At 63.1% G+C, this 26,274-nt stretch carries 18 protein-coding genes; 14 read left to right on the forward strand and 4 right to left on the reverse strand.

Features of this window, described 5'->3' with window-relative positions; genetic code table 11:
• Window positions 1-67: 67 nt before the first annotated feature.
• On the forward strand, window positions 68-481 hold the full coding sequence (locus tag DNK59_RS05190) for an acyl-CoA thioesterase (protein ID WP_016967525.1): 414 nt from the start codon (window positions 68-70) through the stop codon (window positions 479-481).
• A 71-nt stretch (window positions 482-552) separates the two neighbouring features.
• Here DNK59_RS05190 and DNK59_RS05195 read toward each other — a convergent pair whose 3' ends face one another.
• Window positions 553-2,355, reverse strand: coding sequence for a sodium:proton antiporter (locus DNK59_RS05195; protein ID WP_110722480.1), 1,803 nt, complete (start codon window positions 2,353-2,355; stop codon window positions 553-555).
• Between the two features lie 107 nt (window positions 2,356-2,462).
• On the opposite strand from DNK59_RS05195, the gene xerD reads away from it, so the two are divergent.
• The 6 genes from xerD to DNK59_RS05225 all read left to right on the forward strand — a co-directional run bounded on the left by xerD (window position 2,463) and on the right by DNK59_RS05225 (window position 12,251).
• Entirely contained in the window at window positions 2,463-3,359 is an 897-nt protein-coding gene (gene xerD, locus DNK59_RS05200; RefSeq protein ID WP_016967523.1) for a site-specific tyrosine recombinase XerD, read from the forward strand.
• Window positions 3,360-3,509: 150 nt separating this feature from the next.
• The gene (locus DNK59_RS05205) at window positions 3,510-4,241 is read left to right on the forward strand and encodes a thioredoxin fold domain-containing protein (RefSeq protein ID WP_060837693.1); all 732 of its coding nucleotides are present in this window, start codon (window positions 3,510-3,512) and stop codon (window positions 4,239-4,241) included.
• 135 nt (window positions 4,242-4,376) lie between these two features.
• A complete protein-coding gene (locus DNK59_RS05210) occupies window positions 4,377-5,681 on the forward strand; it encodes a homoserine dehydrogenase (RefSeq protein ID WP_060842565.1) in 1,305 nt (434 codons plus the stop codon).
• A 104-nt stretch (window positions 5,682-5,785) separates the two neighbouring features.
• Window positions 5,786-7,195 carry a threonine synthase gene (thrC, locus tag DNK59_RS05215; protein ID WP_092319898.1) on the forward strand — a complete coding sequence of 470 codons (1,410 nt, stop codon included), beginning with the start codon at window positions 5,786-5,788 and terminating at the stop codon, window positions 7,193-7,195.
• A 91-nt stretch (window positions 7,196-7,286) separates the two neighbouring features.
• Window positions 7,287-10,895 carry an ATP-binding protein gene (locus DNK59_RS05220; RefSeq protein WP_110722481.1) on the forward strand — a complete coding sequence of 1,203 codons (3,609 nt, stop codon included), beginning with the start codon at window positions 7,287-7,289 and terminating at the stop codon, window positions 10,893-10,895.
• A 90-nt stretch (window positions 10,896-10,985) separates the two neighbouring features.
• Window positions 10,986-12,251, forward strand: a complete 1,266-nt coding sequence (locus DNK59_RS05225; protein ID WP_110722482.1) for an EAL domain-containing protein — start codon at window positions 10,986-10,988, stop codon at window positions 12,249-12,251.
• On the opposite strand, the gene DNK59_RS05230 is transcribed toward DNK59_RS05225, so the two are convergent.
• Complete coding sequence (locus tag DNK59_RS05230; protein ID WP_177431204.1) at window positions 12,248-12,901, reverse strand: response regulator transcription factor; 654 nt, start codon at window positions 12,899-12,901, stop codon at window positions 12,248-12,250. The two genes, DNK59_RS05225 and DNK59_RS05230, sit on opposite strands and share 4 nt — an antisense overlap.
• Window positions 12,902-13,119: 218 nt before the next feature.
• Here DNK59_RS05230 and DNK59_RS05235 point away from each other — a divergent pair, with 218 nt between their 5' ends.
• A complete protein-coding gene (locus DNK59_RS05235; protein WP_110722483.1) occupies window positions 13,120-13,407 on the forward strand; it encodes a DUF3509 domain-containing protein in 288 nt (95 codons plus the stop codon).
• Window positions 13,408-13,574: 167 nt separating this feature from the next.
• Here the strand turns inward: DNK59_RS05235 and DNK59_RS05240 are convergent, their stop codons facing one another.
• The gene (locus DNK59_RS05240) at window positions 13,575-14,432 is read right to left on the reverse strand and encodes a TIGR02285 family protein (protein ID WP_371920253.1); all 858 of its coding nucleotides are present in this window, start codon (window positions 14,430-14,432) and stop codon (window positions 13,575-13,577) included.
• Window positions 14,433-14,502: 70 nt separating this feature from the next.
• Window positions 14,503-15,702: a CaiB/BaiF CoA-transferase family protein gene (locus DNK59_RS05245; RefSeq protein WP_110722485.1), complete on the reverse strand. Its 1,200-nt coding sequence runs from the start codon at window positions 15,700-15,702 to the stop codon at window positions 14,503-14,505.
• 315 nt (window positions 15,703-16,017) lie between these two features.
• Between DNK59_RS05245 and DNK59_RS05250 the strand changes: the two genes are divergently transcribed.
• From DNK59_RS05250 to DNK59_RS05275, 6 genes are all read left to right on the forward strand, one after another.
• A complete protein-coding gene (locus tag DNK59_RS05250; RefSeq protein WP_110722486.1) occupies window positions 16,018-16,638 on the forward strand; it encodes a YjfI family protein in 621 nt (206 codons plus the stop codon).
• Window positions 16,639-16,653: 15 nt separating this feature from the next.
• Complete coding sequence (locus tag DNK59_RS05255; RefSeq protein WP_092319912.1) at window positions 16,654-17,349, forward strand: PspA/IM30 family protein; 696 nt, start codon at window positions 16,654-16,656, stop codon at window positions 17,347-17,349.
• A gap of 66 nt (window positions 17,350-17,415) precedes the next feature.
• Window positions 17,416-18,057, forward strand: a complete 642-nt coding sequence (locus DNK59_RS05260; protein WP_060837702.1) for an OB-fold-containig protein — start codon at window positions 17,416-17,418, stop codon at window positions 18,055-18,057.
• Between the two features lie 36 nt (window positions 18,058-18,093).
• Window positions 18,094-20,169 (forward strand): flotillin family protein, encoded by a 2,076-nt coding sequence (locus tag DNK59_RS05265; RefSeq protein ID WP_110722487.1) that lies wholly within the window; start codon window positions 18,094-18,096, stop codon window positions 20,167-20,169.
• A gap of 197 nt (window positions 20,170-20,366) precedes the next feature.
• The gene (locus tag DNK59_RS05270; RefSeq protein WP_110722488.1) at window positions 20,367-25,511 is read left to right on the forward strand and encodes a DNA repair ATPase; all 5,145 of its coding nucleotides are present in this window, start codon (window positions 20,367-20,369) and stop codon (window positions 25,509-25,511) included.
• Window positions 25,512-25,550: 39 nt separating this feature from the next.
• Window positions 25,551-26,240, forward strand: a complete 690-nt coding sequence (locus DNK59_RS05275; RefSeq protein WP_110722489.1) for a phospholipase D-like domain-containing protein — start codon at window positions 25,551-25,553, stop codon at window positions 26,238-26,240.
• Window positions 26,241-26,274: the final 34 nt, after the last annotated feature.

A 26,274-nucleotide genomic window follows, 5' to 3' on the forward strand; every position in this document is an offset into this window, starting at 1 on the left:
GCAGCCTACGGGCTGCTTTTTTGTTGCCCGTCATTTATCCCTCATCAATGTTTCAGGCAGTTGACCGATGTCCCCTCGCGAGCAAGAAATCCAGCGCCGTACCGAGCTTTCGGTGACCCGCGTGACCAAGGCGGTATTCCCCTCCACCACCAACCATCACAACACCCTGTTCGGCGGCACGGCCCTGGCCTGGATGGATGAGGTTTCGTTCATTGCGGCCACGCGTTTCTGTCGCTTGCCGCTGGTGACGGTGTCCACCGACCGCATTGACTTCAAGCATCCGATTGCCGCGGGTTCGATCGTCGAGTTGGTCGGGCGGGTGGTGACGGTGGGCAACACCAGCCTCAAGGTCGAAGTCGAGGTATTTGTCGAAAGCATGAGCTGCGACGGAAGGGAGAAGGCCATTCATGGCCTGTTCAGTTTCGTCGCCATTGATGACGACAAGCGTCCAGTGCCGGTGCTTCCGGGGTTTGCAGCGTAGCAGGCGGTGTGCCGGCGAACGGGGGGCTCGGGCCGTTTCGCTGGCAAGCCAGCTCCTACAGGGGAGCTCGGTTACAGGGACTCCGGCTGGATCAGCGCCAGCAGGGTCCAGCCCGGCGCTGGCTTGAGGCCGCTTTCCGGGGTGACGACATGCACCCAGCCGTTGCTGTCGCGGGCGAACAGCAAGGTCGCGCGTTCACCGTGCAAGGCCTGGTAGTCGTCCCAGTCAAAGGTTTCGGTCAGGTGTGTGCTGTACAGCTCCGCGCCCTGGCCCAGCAGGCTGGCCAGCTTGGTGTAGGTCAGGGCCTCGCTGCCCAGCAGTTGGCCGCGGTGTTCGTGGCTGGCGCGGTGCTTGTCGGTGCGTCGGCTTTCCTGGCTGTTGGCCAGGGCGAACAGGCGCTGATGGCCGAAGTCATGACGAAAACGCATGGCAGCCAGGGTGTTGAGTTCGCCTGAAGGCGAGAGCGCCAGCAGATGCCCCAGACCCACCAGATCCAGGTGTGCGTCGGCGTGCTGCGAGGCCGGATTGCCGAAATACGTGGGCAGGCCTTCCATGCGCGCTGCACGGATGTTCTCCCAGCTGGAGTCGGTCAGCAGCACCCGGCTGCCCAACTGCTGCAAAGCCTTGGCGATGGTGCGTGCCGGGCCGTTGGCGCCGACAATCAGGAAGCCGCTGGGGGCGGGTTCCGCGACCTTCAGCAGGCGCGCCAAGGGCCGGGCGGTAGCGCTTTGCAGGACCACGGTGCCGATGATCACGGCGAAGGTCAGTGGCACCAGCAGCAACGCGCCCTGGTGGCCGGCCTCGTCCAGGCGGATGGCGAAGATCGCCGATACCGCCGCGGCAACAATCCCTCGTGGGGCAATCCATGCCAGCAGGGCGCGTTCGCGCCAGTTGAGATTCGACCCGGCGGTGGACAGCAGCACGTTCAACGGGCGGGCGATGAACTGGATCACCAGCAGCAGGATCAGCACCAGCGGGCCCAGGGCGATCAGCGCCTTGAGGTCCAGGCGGGCCGCCAGCAGGATGAACAGCCCGGAAATCAGCAGCACACTGAGGTTTTCCTTGAAGTGCAGGATGTGCCGGACATCCACACCTTTCATATTGGCCATCCACATGCCCATCAGGGTCACGGCCAGCAGTCCGGATTCATGCATCACCTGGTTGGAGGCAATGAATATCCCCAGCACCGCGGCCAGGGTCGCCAGGTTGTGCAGGTATTCCGGCAGCCACTGGCGGCGCATGATGCTGCCCAGCACCCAGCCGCCGGCGATGCCGAACAGGCTGCCGCAGAGAATCACTCCGCCGAAGGTCAGCAGGCTATGGCTCAGGCCCTCGCCGGCGGCGCTGGCGATGATGAAGCTGTAGACCACCACTGCCAGCAGGGCGCCGATCGGGTCGATGACGATGCCTTCCCAGCGCAGGATGTTGGCGATCGAGGCCTTGGGGCGCACCACCCGCAGCATCGGCACAATCACCGTCGGTCCGGTGACCAGGGTCAGGGTGCCGAACAGCAAAGCCAGCATCCAGTCGAAGCCCAGCAGCCAATGGGTGGCCAGGGTGATCACCGCCCAGGTGGACAGCGCGCCGAGGGTGACCAGGCGGTGGACCACGCTACCGATCTCGCGCCACTCGGAGAGATGCAGGGTCAGGCTGCCTTCGAACAGGATCAGCGCTACCGCCAGCGACACCAGGGGCATCAGCAGCGGGCCGAACATTTCCTGCGGGTCGAGCCAGCCCAGCACCGGCCCGGCCAGGATGCCGCTGAGCAGCAGGAACAGAATGGCCGGCAGTTTCAGCCTCCAGGCCAGCCACTGGCAGCACAGTGCCGCCACGCCGATGCCGCCGAAGGCCAGCAGAATCTGTTGTTCGCTCATCAATGCACCCTGTTCCTTGAAATGGCTGGCTATGAAAGACTAGCGACCCTCTGTGCAGTTCACTATTTTTTTGCCCGTGCCCCCTGGGTCGCGCCTTTCGAGTCTTTATGCCCGCCATCGACCACCCCCTGATCGACCGTTTTCTCGATGCCTTGTGGTTGGAGAAAGGTTTGTCCGACAACACCCGCGACGCTTATCGCAGCGATCTGGCGCTGTTCAACGGTTGGCTGCAGGAGCAGGGGCTGGAACTGCCGCGAGCCGGTCGCGAGTTGATCCTCGATCACCTCGCCTGGCGCGTGGAACAGGCTTACAAGCCCCGTTCGACGGCGCGGTTTCTTTCCGGCCTGCGCGGGTTCTACCGCTATCTGCTCAGGGAAAAGCTGATTGAGGTCGACCCGACCCTGCGGATCGACATGCCGCAACTGGGGCGGCCGTTGCCCAAGTCGCTGTCGGAAGCGGATGTCGAGGCGCTGTTGGCCGCCCCGGACCTGAGCGAGGCCATCGGCCAGCGCGACCGCGCCATGCTTGAAGTGCTCTATGCCTGTGGGTTGCGGGTCACCGAACTGATCAGCCTGACCCTGGAACAGGTCAATCTGCGCCAGGGCGTGTTGCGGGTCATGGGCAAGGGCAGCAAGGAGCGCCTGGTGCCCATGGGCGAGGAAGCGATTGTCTGGGTCGAGCGCTACCTGCGCGATGGCCGTGCCGAGTTGCTCGGCGGGCGGCCCAGCGATGTGCTGTTTCCCAGCCAGCGCGGCGAGCAGATGACCCGACAGACCTTCTGGCACCGGATCAAGCACCAGGCCAAGGTCGCCGGGATCGGCAAGGCGCTGTCGCCCCATACCCTGCGCCATGCCTTCGCTACGCACCTGCTCAATCATGGTGCCGACCTGCGGGTGGTGCAGATGCTGCTGGGCCACAGCGACCTGTCCACCACCCAGATCTACACCCATGTGGCCCGTGCCCGCCTTCAGGATCTGCACGCCAAGCATCACCCGCGGGGTTGATTTGGCTCCCGAGTGGCGCTTTGCGTCGCCCGTAGTCGGTGCCGGCAAACAGATGTGATAGGCTTTGCCGGTTTGCAAAAAGGGTGTTTGCCCGGGTTTGATCCCGACCAGCCTTGGCGTTTGCCCATTTGCCCGCCTTCAGGAGTTCCCATGCGTTTGACCCAGATTATTGCCGCCGCCTCCCTGGCGTTGCTCAGCACCTTCGCCGTGGCCGATGACAGTGCCGAGAAAGCCATCCGCAAGAGCCTCGAAACGCTGCAGCTCGAAGTGCCGGTGGAGAGCATCACCGCCAGCCCCCTGGCGGGCCTGTATGAGGTCAAGCTCAAGGGCAGTCGCGTACTCTACGCCAGCGCCGACGGCCAGTTCGTGGTTCAGGGCTATTTGTTCCAGCTCAAGGACGGCAAGCCGGTGAATCTCACGGAAAAAACCGAGCGTCTGGGCATTTCCAAGTTGATCAACGGCATTCCGGTCGCAGAAACTGTGGTCTATCCGGCCATTGGCGAAACCAAGACCCACATCACCGTATTCACCGACACCACCTGCCCTTACTGCCACAAGCTGCACGCGGAAATCCCGGCGCTGAACAAGCAGGGTGTGGAAGTGCGCTACGTGGCATTCCCGCGTCAGGGCCTGGGCTCGCCGGGTGACGAACAGCTGCAGGCGGTCTGGTGCTCGGCGGACAAGAAAGCCGCGATGGACAAGATGGTCGACGGCAAGGAAATCAAGGCCGCCAAGTGCGATAACCCGGTGTCCAAGCAGTTCGCCCTGGGTCAGTCGATCGGTGTCAATGGCACGCCGGCCATCGTTCTGGCCGATGGTCAGGTAATTCCCGGCTACCAGCCGGCACCGCAGATCGCCAAACTGGCGCTGGGTGCGAAATAATCCTGCATCGTCACGCTAGCCTTTGACGATCATGGTCCGCCGGCGCAAGCCTGCGGACCATTAATAGAGAGCCGCGCAGGTTGCGGCTGTATTCTACGGCCGGCCTTGAGTCGGCCGTTTTATGGGGAGTTCAGAGTGAATCCGGTCAAAGTAGGCATCTGTGGGCTGGGTACTGTCGGTGGCGGTACCCTAAACGTACTTCAGCGCAACGCCGAGGAGATTGCCCGCCGTGCCGGGCGTGGAATCGAAGTAGCGCAAATTGCTACCCGTACGCCAAAGCCGCAGTTCCAAACGACCGGTATTGCGATTACCAACGATGTCTTCGCCGTGGCCACCAATCCCGAGATCGATATCGTCATCGAGCTGGTGGGTGGCTACACCGTAGCTCGTGAGCTGGTGCTCAAGGCCATCGAGAACGGCAAGCACGTGGTCACCGCGAACAAGGCGCTGATCGCCGTGCACGGTAACGAGATCTTCGCCAAGGCCCAGGAGAAGGGCGTGATCGTGGCCTTCGAAGCTGCCGTGGCCGGTGGCATCCCGGTGATCAAGGCGATCCGCGAAGGCCTGTCGGCCAACCGCATCAACTGGCTGGCGGGGATCATCAACGGCACCGGCAACTTCATCCTTTCGGAAATGCGCGAGAAGGGCCGCACCTTCGAAGACGTGCTGGCCGAGGCCCAGGCCCTGGGTTACGCCGAAGCCGATCCGACCTTCGACGTCGAAGGCATCGACGCCGCGCACAAGCTGACCATCCTGGCGTCCATCGCCTTTGGTATCCCGCTGCAATTCGACAAGGCCTACACCGAAGGCATCACCAAGCTGACCACCGCCGACGTGAACTACGCCGAAGCCCTGGGCTACCGCATCAAGCACCTGGGCGTGGCGCGTCGCACCGAGGCGGGTATCGAGCTGCGGGTGCACCCGACCCTGATCCCGGCCGATCGGCTGATCGCCAACGTCAACGGCGTGATGAACGCGGTCATGGTCAATGGCGACGCTGCCGGTTCGACCCTGTTCTACGGCGCTGGCGCCGGCATGGAGCCGACCGCTTCCTCGGTGGTGGCCGACCTGGTGGACGTGGTTCGCGCCATGACCAGCGACCCGGAAAACCGCGTGCCGCACCTGGCCTTCCAGCCGGACTCCCTGTCCGATCACCCGATCCTGCCGATCGAGTCCTGCGAGAGCGCCTACTACCTGCGCATCCAGGCCAAGGATCACCCGGGCGTGCTGGCCCAGGTGGCAAGCATCCTCTCGGAGCGCGGCATCAACATCGAATCGATCATGCAGAAGGAAGTGGAAGAGCAGGACGGCCTGGTGCCGATGATCCTGCTGACCCACCGCGTTCTGGAGCAGCACATCAACGACGCGATTACTGCGCTGGAGGCCCTGCAGGGCGTCGTCGGCCCAGTGGTCCGCATCCGCGTCGAACATCTCAATTGAAGCAGCGGCAAGCTGCAAGTGCCAAGCGGCAAGCCAGAAGCGCAACTGCTCTGACTTGTCGCTTGTAGCTTGCAACTTGCAGCTCAAACCGAAGGTTTGTCCCCATGCGCTATATCAGTACTCGTGGCCAGGCACCGGCCCTGAATTTCGAAGATGTGCTGCTGGCCGGCCTGGCCAGCGACGGCGGTCTCTACGTACCGGAGAACCTGCCACGTTTCACCCAGGAAGAAATCGCTTCCTGGGCCGGCCTGCCGTATCACGAGCTGGCGTTCCGGGTCATGCGCCCGTTCGTCACCGGCAGCATTCCGGATGCCGATTTCAAGAAGATCCTCGAAGAAACCTACGGGGCCTTCTCCCATAACGCCATCGCGCCGCTGCGTCAGCTCAACGGCAACGAGTGGGTGCTGGAGCTGTTCCACGGCCCGACCCTGGCGTTCAAGGACTTCGCCCTGCAATTGCTGGGTCGCCTGCTGGATTACGTGCTGGAGAAGCGCGGCGAGCGCGTGGTGATCATTGGCGCCACCTCCGGTGACACCGGTTCGGCGGCCATCGAAGGCTGCAAGCGTTGCGACAACGTCGACATCTTCATCCTGCATCCGCACAACCGTGTATCGGAAGTGCAGCGCCGGCAGATGACTACCATCCTCGGCGAGAACATCCACAACATCGCCATCGAAGGCAACTTCGACGACTGCCAGGAAATGGTCAAGGCCAGCTTCGCCGACCAGGGCTTCCTCAAGGGCACGCGCCTGGTGGCGGTGAACTCGATCAACTGGGCGCGGATCATGGCCCAGATCGTCTACTACTTCCATGCGGCCCTGCAGCTGGGCGGCCCGGCGCGCTCCATCGCGTTCTCGGTGCCTACCGGCAACTTCGGCGACATCTTCGCCGGCTACCTGGCGCGCAACATGGGCCTGCCGATCAGCCAACTGATCGTCGCCACCAACCGCAACGACATCCTGCACCGCTTCATGAGCGGCAATCAGTACGTCAAGGAAACCCTGCACGCGACCCTGTCGCCGTCCATGGACATCATGGTTTCGTCGAACTTCGAGCGCTTGCTGTTCGACCTGCACGGTCGCAATGGCGCCGCCCTGGCCGGCCTGATGGACAGCTTCAAGCAAGGTGGCGGTTTCAGCGTCGAGCAGGACCGCTGGACCGAAGCGCGCAAGCTGTTCGACTCCCTGGCGGTGAACGATGAGCAGACCTGCGAAACCATCGCCGAAGTCTTCGCCCAGACCGGCGAAGTGCTGGACCCGCACACCGCGATCGGCGTCAAGGCCGCCCGTGAGTGCCGCCGCAGCCTGGACACGCCGATGGTAATCCTGGGCACCGCGCACCCGGTGAAGTTCCCGGACGCGGTGGAGAAGGCCGGTGTCGGCAAGGCTCTGGAACTGCCGGCGCACCTGTCCGACCTGTTCCAGCGTGAAGAGCGTTGCACGGTCCTGGCCAACGACCTGAAAGCGGTGCAGGCTTTTGTCAGCCAGCACGGCAATCGTGGCAAGCCACTCTGATCCCTTGGTCTTGTCGTCCACGAAGCCCGTCTCCTGACGGGCTTTGTTTTTTCATGTGCAAGCTTGGCCCGCCAGGGGCAGGGAGGCCTGGATGATGCTTCGTCAAACTTACAGGGGGCGGCGTGTCCTGGGCCTGCTGGTGGCGGGCCTGCTGGGTTGGGCCCTGCTCTGGAGTATTGCGCTGGCCAGCACGGTGAAGAATCTGCCCTTCAAGCTGGTGCCGTCATTCGCCGATCTGGGACCCCTGACCTTGGCCCCCGCCGAGCGCCAATGGCTGGCGGCCCATCCACGTCTCAGGGTGGGAATCGCCATTGATGACTACCAGCCCATCGATATCACCCGGGACCGCAATCGTTATCAGGGCATCAGCGCTGATTACCTCGGTCTGGTGGGCGAGCGATTGGACGTGAAGATGGAAGTCCTGGGGTTTTCCGAGCGCGAGCAGGCGGTCGAAGCGCTGCGCAATGGCACCATCGATGTGCTGACCAGCGCCAATGGCTATGAGCGCGGCCTCTCGGGGCTGCGCTTCACCAGTGACTACATGCCCGACCGGGCCGTGGTGGTGGTACGCCGCGACGGCTCGAGCCCCAGTGATGATCTGGCCGGCAAGAAACTGGTGCTGCTGGACGGCTATGCCAACGCCGAACAAGTGCATGCGGCGTACCCGAACAGTCAGATCATGCTCTCGCCCAATCTTTACAGCGGCCTGGAAGCTTTGAACCAGGGCGACGCCGACGCCTTCATCGGCAATGAGATCATCGTGCGTGCCTACAAGGCCCTGCGTCCTTACCTGGCGGTGCGGATTGAGGATGAAAGCCGTTTGCCACCGACGGGCTTCGCCTTTGCCACCCGTGATGACAACGCCGTGCTGGCAGGCCTGCTGGAGCAGGCGCTGCAGAGCATCGATGAATCCTTGCAGCGGGAAATACAGGCCCGCTGGACCACCGGGCTGGGAGCGAACATATCGGGTGAGCGCATCGAGCTCAGCGCCGAGGAGCAGGCCTGGATTCTCCAGCACCCCCATGTGATGGTCGCGTCCCAGCAGTATCCGCCCAGCGTGTTCAAGGACAAGGAGGGGCGCTGGGCGGGTCTGAACATCGATTTGCTCAACCGCATCTCGCGCATGACCGGTCTGCATTTTGTGCACAAGGAGAGCCTCTCTACAGCACAGACCCTGGAGTTGCTGGAGAGCGGGCAGGCGCAGATGAACTCCACCTTGACCGCCAGTGAGGACCGGCGGCTGTTTCTGAATTTTTCCCATGCCTTTGGCGGTGCTGCCTGGGTGTTTGTCGTGCGTTCCGAGGATCGACGCCTGAGCAGCCTGGAACAGCTGGCCGGCGAGGTACTGGCGCTGCCGGCCCGCCATACCCTTGAAAGCTTTATCCGCCGTAACTACCCCGACATCCGCTTGCGCAGCGTCTCCAACTATGAAGAGGCTCGGGCCCTGGTGAGTAGCGGTGAGGCCCGGGCGACCATTCAGAACGAGGTTCAGGTTCAGGGTTTGAACCTGGCTGACGACGGACTGCGAGTGGGGCGCAGTGTCGAAGGCACCTGGTCTGCCGACGAGTTTGCGGTGCGCAAGGATCAGCCCGAACTGCTGAGCATCTTGAACAAGTCGCTTGAGGCGCTGCCAGTCGCGGAGCTCAGCGCCATCCGTCTCAAATGGCTGGGGGCCACGCCGGTGCCGATGCCGGCCTGGCAGCGAGTGCCGACCTGGGTGTATTGGGCTGTTGCCACGGCCCTGTTGTTCGGACTGGCGTCCCTGGCCTGGAGCAGTCGCCTCAAGCTGCAGATTCAGCAGCGCCTGAATGCCGAGAAGCGGCTCAACGATCAGTTGGCGTTCATGCGCGCGTTGCTCGATGGCATCCCCAACCCGATCTTTGTCCGAGACCTGGAGGGACGCCTGATTACCTGCAACAAGAGCTATGAGCAGCAATTGGGCACGAGCCTGGAGCTGATTCGGGGGCGGCAATTGACCGAACTTGATCTGCTGCCCCCCGAGACGGCGCGCCTGATACATGCCGAGATCATGCAGTTGCTCGCTTCGGAGCAATCGGTGTTCGCCGACCGGCAAGTGCAGACGCGCCACGGTCTGATACACGCTTATCAATGGACTGTGCCGTTCTACAGTGCCGAGGGGCACCTGCAGGGCCTGTTGGGTGGCTGGATCGACATTACCGAGCGCAAGCATCTGGAGAATCAGTTGCTGGATGCGCGCCAGGCGGCGGATCAGGCCAACGCCGCGAAAAGTGCTTTTCTCTCCACCATGAGCCATGAGATCCGCACGCCGATGACTGCGATCGTTGGCCTGCTTGAGCTGGAAAAGGAGCAGGCGAGGATTCGCGGCGTGCCGTTTTCCGAGGCGTTGCGGGTGGCTTATCAGTCTGCCCAGGAGCTGATCAGCCTGATGGGGGATAGCCTGGATTTAGCCAAGATCGAAGCGGGACACATGCAACTGGTGCCACAGGTCACCGCCCTCAAGCCATTTTTTGAAAGTGTCCGGCAGTTGTTCGAAGTAACGGCGCGTAACCAGGGGGTGCATCTGCAGTTGCTGTTCAGCGCAGCCGCCCAGGGCCGTTATGTTTTCGACCCATTGCGCCTGCGCCAGGTCCTGCACAACCTGCTGAGCAACGCCCTGAAGTTCACCGCTGAAGGTGAGGTGCGGGTGACGGTTGAGCGTCAGCCTGACGAGCAGGGTGTCGAGTGCCTGCGCATCAGTGTTGCCGACACCGGCCCGGGCATCAGTGCCGAGCAGCAGGCGAACATTTTCACGCCCTTTGTTCAGGCCGATGCCATGACGTCCTCGACTTATGGTGGCACCGGGTTGGGCCTGAGCATCTGTCGGCAACTGATCGAGTTGATGGGCGGGCGCATTCACCTGTCGAGCGAGCCGGGTGCCGGAACCGTGGTCAGCATCGAGCTGTATCTGGAACGGGTCAGCGACGATCTTGAGCCGCAAGCGTCACCGTCTGCCGAACGCCCGCCAAGCCGCAGCATCGAGGTGCTGGTGGTGGACGACTTGAGCGCCAATCGCATGGTCCTGAGCCAGCAGTTGATGTTTCTCGGGCATCGGGTCGTGGCCTGTGACAATGCTCAGGAGGCACTGCAGCAGTGGCGCTCCGGGGCCTTTGATGTGCTGATGACCGATTGCAACATGCCGCAGATGAGTGGCTATGCACTGACCGAGGCCATCCGCCGGATCGAGGCGCAAGAGGGGCGCCAGCGCTGTCCGGTGATCGGCTGTACCGCCAATGCCTTCGAAGACGAACGAGAGCGCTGCGAGCGCGCCGGCATGGATCAGTTGTTGGTCAAACCTGTGACCCTGGATCAACTGGCCCAGTCCCTTGCCCGTTTTCTGCCTGCGCTGTCATTCAATATCCAGACCTTGCGCGGGATGACTCAGGCCGATGAACCGGTGCTGCAGCGAATGTTGCAGGAGTTGCTGCGTAATCTTGACCAGGAGCAGCAAGCGCTGGAGGAGGCCCTGGCGGCACAGGATTGGAGGGGGCTGGGAGGCACCTTGCACCGGCTCAAGGGGGTGTGTTGCCTGATTGACGCCTTGCCCCTGGCCAAGGCCTGTATTGCGTTGGAAGAGCTGGTCAAGGGGCAGCAGGCAGAAGCGCTTGCCAGCCAATGGCCGGAGTTGCAGGACGTGATGAGGGTGTTGCGCAGCGACATTCAGGCGGCGTTGGGCGAATAAGACTTGTCCTATGTGTGCTTCGGATATGTCTGATTACCGTGTCGGCTCCTAGTGGATTGTTCTCACTTGCGCCGTCTCGGAGGTTGCCCCATGCATACGCTTAACGTGCTGATTCTCGAAGATAACTCGTTCCAGTTGATGGCCTTGCACCAGATGCTCAACGCCAATGGCGTTTTCAACGTGCTGGCGGCTGAGAGCGTGGCAGCCGCGCGGCGTTCGCTGGACAGCAAGGGGCCGGTGGATATCGCCATCTGCGATCTGTACCTGGAGCAGGCTGATGGTCTGGAACTGATCCGCGATCTGGCCCAGCGGCAGCAGGCCAAGGCCCTGATCATTCTCAGCGATGCAGAGCCGGACGTGCTCGAAGGCGCGTCCGACATGGCCCGTGAGTTGGGCCTGAAAGTGCTCGCATGCTTGCCCAAGCCGGCTTCGGCCGCGGTGATTGGTGACTTGCTGTGTGCCTATCAGCTGCACGCCAGAGCTGATGGCCCCGAGTTGAATCAGGCACTGCTGCGGGACTTGCTGTGCCTTGAACCCTTTGTTCGCCAGGCCGTGACCGTGGACGAGGGGCTGGCGGCGGTGCTGGGCTGCGGTGTGGCGCACTTTCAGCCAGTCATCCACCCGCAGGGCGGGCTGCAGGGGGTCGAGGCACTGGCCCGCTGGCAGCACCCCGAGCGGGGCTTGCTGATGCCTGGCGAGTTTCTTCCCCTGATCGAGTTCGCCGGCCTGCAAGAGCTCTTCACCTGGCACATGCTGGAGCAGGCACTTGAGTTGGTGGCCGGAGTGAAGCTGGTGCTGGGCTACTGGCTGCCGATTGCCGTGAACATTCCCACCGGCATCCTTGAGCGGCCACTGTTCCCTCGTCAGTTGGAGGCCTTGCTCAGGCGCTTCGAAGTCCCGGCGCGGATGTTGACCCTGGAGCTGGTCGACACCACCCAATTGCAAACCGATACCGCCCATGTCGAAGCACTGTTGCGCCTGCGGATGCTGGGCTGCAAGTTGTCCATAGGTGATTTCGGTACTGGCGGTACCAGTCTGCAGCGCCTGCTGGAGTTGCCTTTTACCGAGCTGAAGATCCCTCCGGTGTTTGTTGCAGGCATGGCTGGCGATGAACGCAAGCTGGCACTGGTCGCTGGCGCGACGAGCATGGCGCGGCGCATGTCCCTGGCGGTGGTCGTGACGGGCATCGAGAGCGAGGCCGACTGTTTGGCGGCCAGGGCGTTGGGGGCGGTTCATCTGCAGGGTTGTTTTATCGCGCCACCGATGAGCGCCGCCGAGATGCGTCAATGGCTGGCGCAGACTCCAGGGGCAGATTGCAACGGAGCTGATGAGCAGGTGGCCGGTTTGTGTGCCTAGGACAGCCCATGTTCCTGAACGTAGATGTATAGCGCCGCTTCGCTGGAAAGACCCAGTTTGCGCATGGCGCTGACTTTCTGCGCGCTGACGGTCTGTTTGCTGCGGTTGAGCCGGGTGGCTATTTCCCCCACGGCATGTCCGGCGGCCAGCAGGCGGATCACTTCCAGTTCCCGGGGGGACAGTTGATCGGTGGATACCAGCCGATCCGGGCCTACTTCGCCGGCAAGGCTCAGGGCCCGCTTGATGGCCTGGGCAATATAGCGTTTGTGCTGTCGCGCCCGGGCAATGGCGGACGGCAACTCATCGGCCAGGCTGGCCTTGCTCAGCAGGCCCATCACGCCGAGATCGAGGATCGAGCGGAACAGTCCGGCGTGGTTGAGCATGGTCACCACCACGATGGGGAGCTCGGGATGATGCCGGCGCAGTTGTTCGAGCAGGCGCAGGCCGTCGTTCTGTTGCTCCTCGGGCATCATGAAATCCGTTACCAGCACATCGCATTCCGTGTCCTGCAGCAATTGCACGAGGGCGGAGGGGGAGCTGGCTTCACCGACGATCATCAAGCTGTCGTTTTGCTCCAGCACGGCACGCAGGCCGATCAGGAAGATCGGGTGGTCGTCGGCAAGGATGATGCGCACTCTGTTGTTCGACATTGCTTTCAAAGCTTGGGCTCCAATGCAACGGCGGCGTGGGTTGCGCCTGGTTGGTCGTTTTATATCTGTCATGTTACCCGTGCATGCTCGATTGACTCAGGTCGGCAGCAGTAGGTGTGGCGAACTTTCTTCTCTGAGCGATGGTCACTTGAATGTCAGAAAGCTACCGGCATTTTTGTTTTCGAACCTCTAATTCGAGCTATTGAGTGGTGATCTAGATGGAAAGTATCAGTCTTTTGTTGAGTGAGTCGTTGAGTCCCTACCAGGTCACGCTGATGTCTTGTGGCAGCCGCGGCGAATGCCTGGTGACACTGAAGAACAGCGCTGGCGCCATCGTGCTGGAGCGTGAGGTCAATCAGGCCCAGCTCACCGACAAGCGCTTGCTCACCGATGTGGTCGACGGTCTGCATCGTGACCTGCTGATCGCCGAAGGCCGGCTGGAGCCCTGTGTCATCGCGGCGTTGCGCCACGCCGCCCAAGGCAAGGTGTTCGATCAGCACCGCTGATGCAAATTTTTACGGAACCTTCCCGCCCGTGCATCAGTCAGACTCGGTATCAGCAGGATCAGGCATTGTGCTCCGGTGCTTGTAGCCGGCTGGTACCGGTCGTCAAAGACCGCGTTTAACCCCGAGTCGTCTCCCCACTTCTCGGGGTTTCTTTTGCCCGGAATTCGTCAGTGGTCCCGCAGGCCCTGGAAATAGGCGCGGGCGTCAGCGCGGTATTGGTCGCGCATCCCGGGGTCCAGCCAGGCAGCGTACAGCTCCACCAGGCGCTCTTCGCGCAGCTTGAGCAGGGTCTGGTCGATCTTGGCTATGGCCTGTCTGCCCTGTGGGGTGTCGGAGCAGCCGACGTGGATTTCCTGATACTGGCTGATGCCTTCGATCGGATAGAACTCCAGATCCTCTGGGGCGATTCCCTGTTGCTCGGCCTGGTAGCGGATTTCCGGCCAGTAGCCCAGGAGCAATTGCAGGCGGCCCAGGCGTTGCATCTGCAGCAGGCTGCCGAGGGCATCGTTGCCGTAGTGGGCGCGAATCTGCTCGGGTGGAACCTGCTGTAACAGGCTGTCGAGCTGTTGTCCGTAGCTGCGCTCGGCCACCACGCCGATCAGTTCCTTGCCGCTTTCGAGCAGGCCATGCAGGTCGACCTTGCCGTCATGGATGAAGCGGGTGAGCTGTTCGCGGTCGGCGCGGCGGATCGCCAGGCCATTGCTCAATACGCGAAAGCTGGTGATGGAAAAGACGATCCACTGCGCGCGCTCCTTGCTCCAGATCAGCGCCGGGTCGCAAGTGAAGCTGGGGTCGCGCAGCATCTGCATGCCTCGGGCGCGATTGACCCGGGCCAGTTCGTGCTGGTACTCCGGCAGGCTGGCGATCAATTGCGGCATCAGCAGATCGACCACGCCACGGTCCTTCTGCGAGCCTTCGAAGATATTCAGCGGTGGCAGGTCGCGCAGCAGCCAGGTGAGCATTTCACCGGCGTGGCCGGGCGTGCAGGGCAGCCACAGCAGGCAGGCCGCCAGGACCCAGGTCAGTCGGCCAGGAGCGAGCCTCGGGCGGCGATGTACCGGTGGTGGTGTATGGGTGTGAGACGGCGGTTTCAGCTTAGATTGCCCCAGAGTTGCGCAGGTTTTCGATCTGTTCGCTGCTGTAGCCCAGGCTCGCCAGGACTTCGCTGGAGTGTTCGCCGAGTTCCGGGCCGACCCAGTCTGCGGAGCCGGGCGTCTCCGAGAGTTTCGGCACGATGCCGGGCATCTTGAAGGCCTTGCCGTCCGGCAGCTTGGCCTGGAGGAACATTTCCCGGGCGAGGAATTGCGGATCGTTGAACATGTCTTCAGCGCTGAAGATCCGGCTGGCCGGGACTTCGGCCTGGTTCAGTTGCTCCAGCACCCGTTCCAGGGGCAGGGACGCCACCCAGCGGTCGATCACCCCGTAGAGTTCGTCGCGGCGGCTGTCGCGCCCGTCGTTGCTGGCCAGGGCCGGGTCGTTGGCCAGGTCGTCGCGGCCGATGAGGTGCATGAAGCGCTTGAAGATCGCGTCGCCGTTGGCGCCGATCTGCACATGCTTGCCGTCGGCGCTGGTGTGGATCGAAGAAGGCGTGATGCCGGGCATGATGTTGCCGCTGCGCTCGCGGATGAAGCCGAACACGTCGAACTCCGGAACCATGCTCTCCATCATGGCGAAGATCGCCTCATACAGCGCCACGTCCACCACTTGCCCCTGGCCGCCGTTGACCTCGCGATGACGCAGGGCCATCAGCGCGCCGATAACGCCCCACAGGGCGGCGATGGAGTCGCCGATGGAGATCCCGGTGCGCACTGGCGGGCGGTCCTCGAAGCCGGTGATGTAGCGCAGGCCGCCCATGGATTCGCCCACCGCGCCGAAGCCCGGCTGATCCTTCATCGGTCCTGTCTGGCCGAAACCGGACAGGCGCACCATCACCAGTTTCGGGTTCAGGGCGTGCAGCACGTCCCAGCCCAGGCCGAGTTTTTCCAGCACGCCGGGGCGGAAGTTCTCGATCAGGATGTCCGCTTCGCCCAGCAGCTGCTTGAGCACCGCCAGGCCTTCGGGGTGCTTGAGGTTCAGGGTCAGGGACTTCTTGTTGCGGGCCTGGACGAACCACCACAGCGAAGTGCCCTCATACAGCTTGCGCCACTTGCGCAACGGGTCGCCGCCGTCCGGAGACTCGACCTTGATCACCTCGGCACCGAACTCGGCGCAGATGCGCGAGGCGAAGGGGCCGGCGATCAGGGTGCCGAGTTCGATCACTTTCAATCCGGCGAGGGGCTTGCTGAGACTGTTCATGGGGCATCCGCTGGGCAGGAAAATCCGCCTAGCCTAGACCATTGCTGGTGATTAAGGCAGCGTCCGGCACTGGCCTTCATTGATGATTCCCAGGTGCGCGCCAAGATAATTGTGCTTCTCATTCCCTTTGGTGACGGGTTTAATGACGCCTTTCGAGAAAAAGCGCTTGCAAAGGACGCAATCTGGTCTATGTCAGTGACGGTTTTTTGCTCTTGTCTGAGCGAGATGCCTGATAAATCTCGTTACAAATACCCGATCAAAAACTTACATGTAATGAATTGAAAGTCTTACATGTGATGTTCTAGTCTGTGCGCCATGGAAAACAAATCCTCAGCCCATTACCAACGTTTATTCCGTCAGCGCCTGCGTGATCAAGGCCTGGTGAAAAAGGAAGTCTGGATACTGCCGGAGAACGCCCAGGCGTTGCTGGCGGTTGAACGCAAACTGCGTCAGCCCGTCCAAGGGCTGGCTCCTGTGGAAAAGGATGGAGAAATGAGCATGCCGCAGATCTGGAATGCCCGATCGCTGTGCCAGGCCCTGATGGCTACCGAGCTGTTCAGCAGCGGCGAAGCCAGCGTTGAACTGCTGGAAGGCGCCGAACCGAGCTTGCACGTGACCATGCGTGAATACGGCGACCTGCCGTTGTTCGTCGCCTTGTCCGGCGAGCAGATCCTGGTCGAAGCCCTGCTCTGGCCGCAAAGCGACGTGACCGACGTGCCGGCCTTCAATGAAGAAGTGCTGCTCAGCCGACAGCTGTTCCCGCTGTCGAGCATTGGCCTGGAAACCCGCTTTGGCGGCGAGCGCTTCTACATGATGTTCGGTGCGCTCAGCGCCACCTCGATCCTCTCCAACGTGATCTACGAGATCGAAACCCTGGCCAGCAACGTGATCAGGGCTACCGAGGCCTACGAAGGCTACCTGAAGGCTCAGGCCTGACCTGGAGGAATGCACATGAACGTATGGAGCAAGCTGCTCACCGCCCTGCGCGGTGGTGCCAACGAAGCGGGCGAGGCCCTGGTGGACAGCCAGGCCCTGAGGATTCTCGATCAGGAAATCCGCGACGCCGATCAGGAACTGCGCAAATCCAAGGAAGCCCTGGCCGAGATCATGGCCCGGCAGAAACTCGCCGCCGAACGCGCCGACAGCAGCGCGGCCAAGGTCGCCGAATATGAAAGCTATGCCCTCAAGGCCCTGGAGTCGGGGAACGAACAGCTCGCCCAGGAAGTGGCGCAGAAGATCGCCAACCTGGAAAACGACCTGGCGATCGAGCGCGAGCAGGCCGATGGGTTTGCCGCCAGCGTGGCCCAACTGCGCAAGGCCGTGACCCAGGCCGAAGGCAATATCAAGCATCTGAAACAACAGGTGGATACCGTCAAGGCCACCGAGAGCGTGCAGAAGGCCCAGCAGGCCGTGGCCCAGCGTTACGGCGGCTCGCAGAGCAAGCTGCACACCGCAGTGGAGTCCCTGGAGCGGATCAAGCAGAAGCAGGCCGAACGCGCGGCGAAGATGGAAGCCGCAGCGGAACTGGCCAGCACCAGCAACCCGGACGACGCCCTGGACGCCAAGTTGCGCGAAGCCGGGATCGTCGCCGGCGGCACCAGCGCCGACAGCGTGCTGGCGCGCCTCAAGGACCGCAGCAAGTCCTGATTCATCGTGATGTTGTAGGGGCGGGGCCGTCGGGCCTTGCCCGGCTTTTTCAGGGATAGGAAAGCAATGGAAATCTTCCTGCAGACAGTGTTGTCGTTCCCCACAGTGCTGTTCAGCTTCATGCTCTGCCTGGCCGTGATCTACTGGGCCGTGGTGGCCATGGGCATGCTTGAAGTCGACCTGCTGGACTTCGAGGCCGACTCGCTGCTCGACAGCGCCCATGCCGGCGAAGGCCTGGCCGGGTTGCTGATCAAGTTCAAGCTCAACGGGGTGCCGGTCACCCTGGTGCTGACCCTGCTGATGTTCTTCAGCTGGTTCCTGACCTATTTCGCCGAACTCTACGTCCTCAGCCACCTGCCCCTGGGCTGGCTGCGCTATCCCCTGGGCCTGCTGCTGGCCGTGGTTGCGCTGTTTCTGGCGGCGCCCATCAGCGCGGCCATCTGCCGCCCGCTGCGTCCGCTGTTTCACAAGATGGAAGCCACCAGCAGCCAGTCGGTGCTGGGGCAGACCGCTGTGGTACGCAGCGGCAGAGTCACTCTGGAACACGGCGAAGCCGTGCTGGAGAACGGCGGCGCGGGCCTGATCCTGCGTGTGCGTGCCGACGAGGCACGAGCTTTCAAACGCGGCGATCGCGTCGTGTTACTGGAGTATCTGGAGGCGCAACACGCCTATCGGGTCATTACCGAGGACGAGTTTCGCGGCCTCTGAGCCCGGGCTTCCTCAGAATCAAAGGAGATTGATTGCATGAATTTACCGTCGCTGCTGCCCATCCTGCTCGGGATCGGCCTCGTCGTCCTGGTGGTCTTCGGCCTGCTGGCCCTGTTCAAGGCCTTCTACATCAAGGTCCCCCAAGGCACGGCGCTGATCGTCAACGACATGTCCTCGACCCCCAAGGTGCACTTCACCGGCGCCCTGGTGTACCCGGTCATCCACCTCAAGGAGTTCATGCGCATCTCGCTGATCACCCTGGAAGTCGACCGTCGGGCCAAGGATGGTCTGATCTGCCGCGACAACATGCGCGCCGACATCACCGTGGCCTTCTACCTGCGGGTCAATGAAACCCAGGAAGACGTGCTCAAGGTGGCCAAGGCCATCGGTGTCGACCGAGCTTCCGACCGCGCGGCGGTCAACGAGCTGTTCAACGCCAAGTTCTCCGAGGCGCTGAAGACCGTGGGCAAGCAGTTCGACTTCGTCCAGCTGTTCGAAAACCGCCAGGACTTCCGCGACCGGATCATCGAGATCATCGGCAACGACCTCAACGGCTATGTGCTGGAAGACGTGGCCATCGACTACCTGGAGCAGACCGCCAAGCACTCCCTGGACCCGAGCAACATTCTCGACGCCGAGGGTATCCGCAAGATCACCGAGCTGACCGCGGCGCAGAACGTCATCACCAACGAGCTGGAGCGCAACCAGGAACTGGCGATCCAGAAGAAGAACGTCGAGACTCGCGAAGCCTCGCTGTCGCTGGAACGCCAGCAGGCCGATGCCGAAGCGCGGCAGAAGCGCGAGATCGAAACCATCCGCGCCCGCGAGGAAGCCGAGACTGCCAAGGTCAAGGAAGAAGAACGCCTGAAGGCCGAGCAGGCACGGATTCAGTCGCAGCAGGAAATCGACGTGCGCACCGAGAACCATCAGCGCGAAGTCGAAGTGGCCCAGCAGAACCGCCAGCGCGCGGTGGTCATCGAAGTGGAGAAAGTCACCCGCGCCAAGGACCTGGAAGTGGTGGCCCGCGAGCGTGAAGTGGAACTGCAGCGCATCGAGAAAGAAAAAGCCCTGGAAGAGCAGCGCAAGAACATCGCCACGGTGATCCGTGAGCGAGTCGCGGTGGAGAAGACCGTGGCCCAGGAAGAAGAGCGGATCAAGAAAGTGCGCGAAATTTCCGAAGCCGAGCGTCTCAAGCAGGTGGTGGTGATCCAGGCCCAGGCCGAAGCCGAGCAGGATCTGGTGCGCCAGGTCAAACAGGCCGAAGCCGACGAAACCCGCTCCAAGCACAAGGCGGTGGAAATCAACAACCTGGCCCAGGCCGAGCTGGAAGCCGCGGCCAAGCAGGCCGAAGCCAAAAAGCGCCTGGCCGAAGGCCTGGAAGCCGAGCGCGCCGCGCCTGGCCTGGCCGATGCCCGCGTGCTGGAAATCACCGCCGCAGCCCAGGAAAAAGAAGGCCTGGCGCAAGCCCGCGTGCGCGCCGAGCAGTTGATTGCCGAGGCCCGTGGCGAGCAGGAAAAAGGCCTGGCCGACGCCCGCATCATGGAAGCCCAGGCAGCGGCCAAGGAGAAGGACGGCCTGGCCGAAGCCAAGGTCATGGAAGAGAAGCTCGGGGCTCAGGCCCGTGGCGAAGAGCAACTGGGCGCAGCCAAGGCCAAGGCCACCAAGGACCTGGGTTCGGCCGAAGCCGAAGTGCTGCTGCAACGCCTGAACGCCGAAGCCGAAGGCCTGGGCAAGAAGTTCGGCGCCCTGGATTCCCTCAGCGACAGCGCACGCGCTCACGAAGAGTTCCGTATGCAACTGGAGAAGAACTTCGAGGAAGCGATGGCCGCCATCGCCGCCAACAAGGACATCGCCAAGGAGCAGGCCGAAGTGCTGTCCGCGGCCCTCAGCAAGGCCAAGATCGAGATCGTCGGCGGCGAAGGCGACTTCTTCAACTCCTTCGCCAAGTCGCTGTCGGTGGGCAAGGCCATCGAGGGCGTGGTGGGCAAGAGCCCGGTGGTCCAGGACGTCCTGGCACGCCTGCTCAATGGCAAGGGCGCCCCGGCGGTTGCCGCTGAACTGGCCGCCGCAGCCGTCTCGCGCAAGGCCGACGCACCGTCTGCCGAAGCCTGACCCACTCTCGGCACCCCTGTAGCCGCAGCCGAAGGCTATGACCGACTCCGCAGGAGGCGCAGCGCTTGAAGACCTTGAGGTCCTCAAGCGCCTGTCGCAGCCGCTGGTAACGGCTACAGGGCTTGTGTCGGGCACCGGGCTCCAGGTGTGAGGAGCCCGCTTTTTTTGCACACCGCCGTAGATCCAGGAAGGCCACGATGTCGGACGCTCAAGTCGCAACTCCCCCGCAGGACGTATTGGACAAGGCCGTCGCCGAAGGCGGCGCCTATGAGGTGCTGCACAAGCGCCTCTTGGACCAGGGCCAGCGCCTGCGGGCCACCACCGACGACCTCAACCAGAGGCGTCTCGACGAGTTCGGCAACAGCCGCATGGAAGTGGTCGGGCGGGTGCGCATCCGTACCGAGAACAACTGCATCGCCCGGGACATCGTCCAGGTCGGCGACTGCCTGTTGTTCGGCTACAACGTGTTCATCGGCCTGAAAAAGGAAACCAGCGTCGCCGACGTGTTTTCCCTCTACCGGCTGGTGGAAGAGGGCGAAGGCTACGAAGCCGAGCCCGTGCCCCTGGAAGGCAGCTTCCTGTCTGCCCAGGGCTTTCTCAACGATTTCAACGAGCTCTACACCTATTACAAGAACACCCGCCTGCTGCAACTGGCGATCCGTGACGGCAAGCTGCTGGCGAGTTTCCAGATCGGCGAGCGCGTCACCGATGTGCGGGTGTTCCGCTGGTCGATCTCGGTGGACGGGCGCGAAGTCCGTTACATCGACAACCGTGGCGAACGGGACATTGCCCTGCCGGCGCCCTTCGACTTCGAATGGAAGAAAGCCACCCGCGAGATGGTGGTCGAAGGCCGCTTCCCGCACCTGAACATCCTCGACACGGTGTTCGTCGAAACCATCGGCGGCGACTTGACCATCAAGGTCGAGAACAACACTGAATCGGGTCTGGGCATCTACCGCGAAGAGGTGCTGGACAAGACCCAATCCCTGGACGACTCGCAGATCGAATTCGCCCGCCTGGGCAGCCTGATCCTGCTCAAGGTCCTGCCGTACCGCGAAGAGCAGTGGCGCTACCTGGTGTTCAACAGCCTGACCCGCCAGGTCGAGCGCATCGACGCCATCGGCCTGGCCTGCGTGCAACTGCCGGAAGACCACGGGATCATCTTCCCCGGCGGCTATTACCTGCAAAGCGGCGAGTACAAGACCTTCGAGCAGTCCATGGACGGCATGCGCTTCAAGCGTTCGGTGCGCTCGCCCAACGGTGAAGATGTGCAGTACATCTTCTACCACCCGGAGCAGGGTCGCTCGGTGCTGCTGACCTACAACATGATCAACCGCCAGTTGCAGAACCCGCTGTTCGGCCACGGCTATGCGCGCCTGGAAGACGGGCGCATGGTGATCTTCGCCGCCGAAGGCGACGAGCCGACCCGGGTGCACCCGATGCAGGTCTGGCAGACCCCGTTCTTCACCGAGGAATACGCCGCGCGGCAACCGACCCGCAGCGGTTTCCTCGGGCGCATCGGCAATGCCGAACTGGTGCGCAGCGTGTCCGACCTCTACGACCTGTGCCGCGAGATCGACACCCCGGCGGTGTCGGTGCAGCGCTACTCGCTGCTGTGCCAGAACACCCGGCGCCTGTTCGATGTGTACCACTGGCTGGGCAGCGCCGAGCTGGACGGCCTGGCGCCGCTGCTGCGCGAGGTGGCGTCCACCTCGGAGCTGGTGCTCGACGAATACGAGAAAGTCGAAAGCATCCGTCGCCAGTCGGACCAGGCCATGGTGGCCGCCGAGGCCAAGCAGAAAACCCTGCTCGACAGCCTGCTGGTGGACAGCTGGGATCAGGTGCAGAGCTTTGTCGATGCGCTGAACGGCATCACCGCCCAGCGCGGCCTGCTGCTGACCATTCGCGACTACCGCTACATCGACGTGGCGCGCATCGACGCCATGGACGCCGAGCTGCTCAAGGCCCAGGAACGCACCGCCGCCGGCACCGCGACCTTCCTCGCCAGCGACCAGGCCCTGCAACCCTTCGTCAGCCAGCTGGAAACCCTCGACGCCCAGGCGCAGAAAGCCGAAACCGTGGCCCAGCTCAACGAGCCGCTGGGCGCCCTGCAAGCCATGGCCGGCGACCTGGACATGCTGTCGAGCCTGATGGCCTCGTTGCAGATCGACGACGCCACCCAGCGCACCCGGATCATCGAATCCATCTCGCAGATCTACGCCCGCCTCAATCAGGCCAAGGCCCGCGCCGAACAGCGGCGCAAGGGCCTGGGTTCGACCGAAACCGTGGCGCAGTTCGGTGCCCAGTTCAAACTCTTCAGCCAGGGCATCACCAACGCCCTGGCCCAGGCCCAGGACCCCGAGCGTTGCGACGAGCAACTGTCGCGGCTGCTGGTGCAACTGGAGGAGCTGGAAAGCCGTTTCGGCGATCACGAACAGTTCCTTGGCGACATCCTCGGCAAGCGCGAGGAGTTGTTGGAAACCTTCGAGGCCCACAAGCAATCGCTGCTCGACGAGCGTCAGCGCAAGGCCCAGGGCCTGCTGGACGCGGCGCGGCGTATCCTCGACAGCCTCGGCCGGCGCACCGCCAAGTTCACCCAGGCTGAAGAACTCAACGCGTTCTTCGCCGCCGACCCGCTGATCCTCAAGCTGCGAGAGCTGGCCGAGCGCCTGCGCGAGCTCAAGGACAGCGTCAAGGCCGACGATGTCGAGTCGCGCCTCAAGGGCGCCCGGGATCAGGCCGTGCGTGCCCTGCGGGACAAGACCGAGCTGTTCGAAGAGGGCGGCAACGTCATCAAGCTCGGGCCACGCCACCGTTTCAGCGTCAACACCCAGGAGCTGGACCTGACCCTGATGCCTCGGGGCGATGAACTGCACCTGCACCTGACCGGCACCGATTTCCTCGAACCCCTGCGCGACCCCGAGCTGGAAGCCCTGCGGGACTTCTGGCAGGTGGCCCTGGAGTCGGAATCGGCCCAGCTGTACCGCGCCGAATACCTGGCCGGGCAGGTGCTGGACGCCGCTGATCAAGGCCGTGAGGGCCTCAGCCTGGACAGCCTCAAACCCTTGTTGGCCCAGCCTGATGAACTGGCGCGGGTGATCCGCGACTTCGCCGCGCCGCGCTACAAGGAAGGCTACGAAAAAGGCATCCACGATCACGATGCGGCGGCGATTCTGTTGCAACTGCTGCCGCTGCGCGACAGTGCCGGGCTGTTGCGCTTTGGCGCCGCGGCGCGGGCTTTTGCCGTGCTGTTCTGGGACCGCCAGCAGCACCAGCCGCAGCCGCAGCAGTGGGTCGAGCGGGCCCGCACCAGCCGGCATATCCAGCAACTGTTTGGGCGTCGTGAAGGCTTGTTGCAGTTGCAGGAAGAAATCTTCCTGGCCTTGCAGGACTGGCACCAGCAGCACGCCTTCACCCTGGCCGCCGAACTCTTGCCCGAGGCGGCCGAGTACCTGGTTCAGGAACTGGCCGCAGAACGCATCGAATTCACCTTCAGCAAGTACGCCAAGCAACTGCAGGAAGCCCTGACCCTGCGCCTGCAAGGCGCGCGCATGTGGGACGACTACCAGCAGGCCCTGGCCCGCCTGGCGGAGCGCCCCGCTGCACAGTGGGCACTGACCGATAACTGGCTGTCGGCCCTGTGCGCCGAGGGCGAGTTCGCCGCATGGGCCGACTACGTACCCGAGGCTGTGGCGCTGTCGCTGCTGCAGGACGACTTTGCCAAGCGCATCACCGAAGTCGACCTGCGCTTCAAGGTCGACAACCTGATGGGCGAACACCCGCGCATCCAGGAGCGCAGCCTGTCCCTGACCGTGGATGGCTTCTTCGCCCGTCTGCGGGCCCATCGCGAGCAATTCCTCCCCGGCCTGCAGCGTTACCAGAGCCTGCGCCAGGGCATCATTCAGCGCGAACGCTCGGCCCTGCGCCTGAGCGAATTCAAGCCGCGGCCGCTGAGCTCGTTCGTGCGCAACAAGCTGATCAACGATGTGTACCTGGGCTTTATCGGCGACAACCTGGCCAAGCAGATGGGCACCGTGGGCGAGAACAAGCGCACCGACCTGATGGGCCTGTTGATGCTGATTTCGCCACCCGGCTACGGCAAGACCACCCTGATGGAATACGTGGCGCACCGCCTGGGCCTGATCTTCATGAAGATCAACGGCCCGGCCCTGGGGCATCAGGTCCGTTCCCTGGACCCAGCCCAGGCCCCGGACGCCACCTCGCGCCAGGAGCTGGAGAAGCTCAACCTGGCCCTGGAAATGGGCAACAACGTGATGCTCTATGTCGATGACATCCAGCATACCCACCCCGAATTCCTGCAGAAATTCATCTCGCTGTGCGACGGCACCCGGCGCATCGAAGGCGTATGGAAAGGCCGCACCAAGACCTACGACATGCGCGGCAAGAAGTTCTGCGTGGTGATGTCCGGCAACCCGTACACCGAGTCCGGCGAAGTGTTCAAGATCCCCGACATGCTCGCCAACCGGGCCGACATCTATAACCTCGGCGACACCCTGGGCGGCATGCAGGAAGCCTTTGCCCTGAGCTACATCGAGAACGGCCTGACTTCCAACCCGGTGCTGGCGCCATTGGCCACCCGCGACATGGCGGACGTCTACCGCTTCGTCGCCAAGGCCGAGGGCAAGGCCTTCTCCAGCAACGAGCTGAGCCACAGCTACAGCGGCGCCGAGATCAACGAAATCACCACCACCTTGCAACGCCTGATGCAGGTGCGCGACGTGGTGCTGCGGGTCAACCAGCAGTACATCGCTAGCGCCGCCCAGGCCGACCAGTACCGTAGCGAACCGCCGTTCAAGCTGCAGGGCAGCTACCGCAACATGAACAAGATGGCCGAGAAGATCTCGGCGGTGATGAACGACGCCGAGCTGCTGCAACTCTTGGCCGACCACTACCAGGGCGAATCCCAGTTGCTGACCACCGGCGCCGAGGAAAACCTGCTCAAGCTCGCCGAGCTGCGCGGCAACCAGACCCCGGAACAGAGCGAGCGCTGGGCCCAGATCAAGCGCGACTTCGTGCGCAACCGCTCCATGGGCGGCAGTGACAGCGACGTCGGCACCCGGGTGGTGGCCCAGCTCAACGACCTGGTGGAAGGCGTGCGCGGCCTGGCCCGGCCGGCGCAGCAGCAGGGCATGCGCGAGGTGCTGGAAAACCTCTCCGAGCATCTGGAGAACAGCTTCCTGCCGCTGCTCAAGGTCATGCACAAGAAGATCGACGTCGACCTGCACAGCCACCAGCGCATCGGTGACATCGCCACGCGTGTGGATGAGTTGAGCCGCATGCTCAGCCACGGCGATGTGCCCACCCTCAAGGACCCCCAATAGTAGGAGCCGGCTTGCCGGCGAACAGCCAAGGATCAGCACATGGATTTTGCCCACCTGGACCAGCAACTGCGCGACAGCCTGCAGGACCTGAAACTGAGCAACGAAGAACGCGACGAACTGCGCCAGCTGGGCAGCGAACTGGGCAGCGACCAGGTGCGCTACCTGCGCAACCGCGCTTTTGATCTGGTGCGCGAACTGGCGCTGGCGGACAGCGCCAACGTGCTGCCGGCGCTGAAATGGCTGGAGCAGGTGATCAAGACCCTGGACACCCACAGCGCCCCGGTGCGCGACATGGCCAGCGCCCACTTCAGCCCCGGCGAGGATTGCCGGCGCAAGATCCGCGACCTGTGCCGCCAGGCGCGAAGCTCGGTGGATATCTGCGTGTTCACCATTTCCGACGATCAACTGAGCGACGAAATCCGCGCCTGCCACCAGCGCGGCGTGGCCGTGCGGGTGATCAGCGACAGCGAAAAACAGTACGACGTCGGCAGCGATATCGCTGCGTTGCGCGAGGCCGGCGTACCGGTGCGGATCGACGACACGCCGTTCCACATGCACCACAAGTTCGCCGTGTTCGATGGCCGGACCTTGCTCAACGGCAGCTTCAACTGGACCCGCAGCGCCACCACCGGCAACGAGGAAAACCTGCTGGTGATCGACCACCCGCAACTGGTGGCCAGTTACCTCAAGGAGTTCAACGAGCTCTGGGCCCGCTACGCGCCCCGTTGAGGGCGGGCAGCGGGGCGCGTAGCGGGCCCAGAGC

It is taken from the genome of Pseudomonas sp. TKO26, from assembly GCF_003225665.1.
In the GTDB taxonomy this organism is placed as follows: Bacteria; Pseudomonadota; Gammaproteobacteria; order Pseudomonadales; family Pseudomonadaceae; genus Aquipseudomonas; species Aquipseudomonas saponiphila.

Coding starts and splice junctions, on each gene's coding strand:
- DNK59_RS05190 (WP_016967525.1), top strand. CDS start 68: ATGTCCCCTCGCGAGCAAGAAATCCAGCGCCGTACCGAGCTTTCGGTG.
- DNK59_RS05195 (WP_110722480.1), bottom strand. CDS start 2,355: ATGAGCGAACAACAGATTCTGCTGGCCTTCGGCGGCATCGGCGTGGCG.
- xerD (WP_016967523.1), top strand. CDS start 2,463: ATGCCCGCCATCGACCACCCCCTGATCGACCGTTTTCTCGATGCCTTG.
- DNK59_RS05205 (WP_060837693.1), top strand. CDS start 3,510: ATGCGTTTGACCCAGATTATTGCCGCCGCCTCCCTGGCGTTGCTCAGC.
- thrC (WP_092319898.1), top strand. CDS start 5,786: ATGCGCTATATCAGTACTCGTGGCCAGGCACCGGCCCTGAATTTCGAA.
- DNK59_RS05220 (WP_110722481.1), top strand. CDS start 7,287: ATGATGCTTCGTCAAACTTACAGGGGGCGGCGTGTCCTGGGCCTGCTG.
- DNK59_RS05225 (WP_110722482.1), top strand. CDS start 10,986: ATGCATACGCTTAACGTGCTGATTCTCGAAGATAACTCGTTCCAGTTG.
- DNK59_RS05230 (WP_177431204.1), bottom strand. CDS start 12,901: ATGTCGAACAACAGAGTGCGCATCATCCTTGCCGACGACCACCCGATC.
- DNK59_RS05235 (WP_110722483.1), top strand. CDS start 13,120: ATGGAAAGTATCAGTCTTTTGTTGAGTGAGTCGTTGAGTCCCTACCAG.
- DNK59_RS05245 (WP_110722485.1), bottom strand. CDS start 15,702: ATGAACAGTCTCAGCAAGCCCCTCGCCGGATTGAAAGTGATCGAACTC.
- DNK59_RS05250 (WP_110722486.1), top strand. CDS start 16,018: ATGGAAAACAAATCCTCAGCCCATTACCAACGTTTATTCCGTCAGCGC.
- DNK59_RS05255 (WP_092319912.1), top strand. CDS start 16,654: ATGAACGTATGGAGCAAGCTGCTCACCGCCCTGCGCGGTGGTGCCAAC.
- DNK59_RS05260 (WP_060837702.1), top strand. CDS start 17,416: ATGGAAATCTTCCTGCAGACAGTGTTGTCGTTCCCCACAGTGCTGTTC.
- DNK59_RS05265 (WP_110722487.1), top strand. CDS start 18,094: ATGAATTTACCGTCGCTGCTGCCCATCCTGCTCGGGATCGGCCTCGTC.
- DNK59_RS05270 (WP_110722488.1), top strand. CDS start 20,367: ATGTCGGACGCTCAAGTCGCAACTCCCCCGCAGGACGTATTGGACAAG.
- DNK59_RS05275 (WP_110722489.1), top strand. CDS start 25,551: ATGGATTTTGCCCACCTGGACCAGCAACTGCGCGACAGCCTGCAGGAC.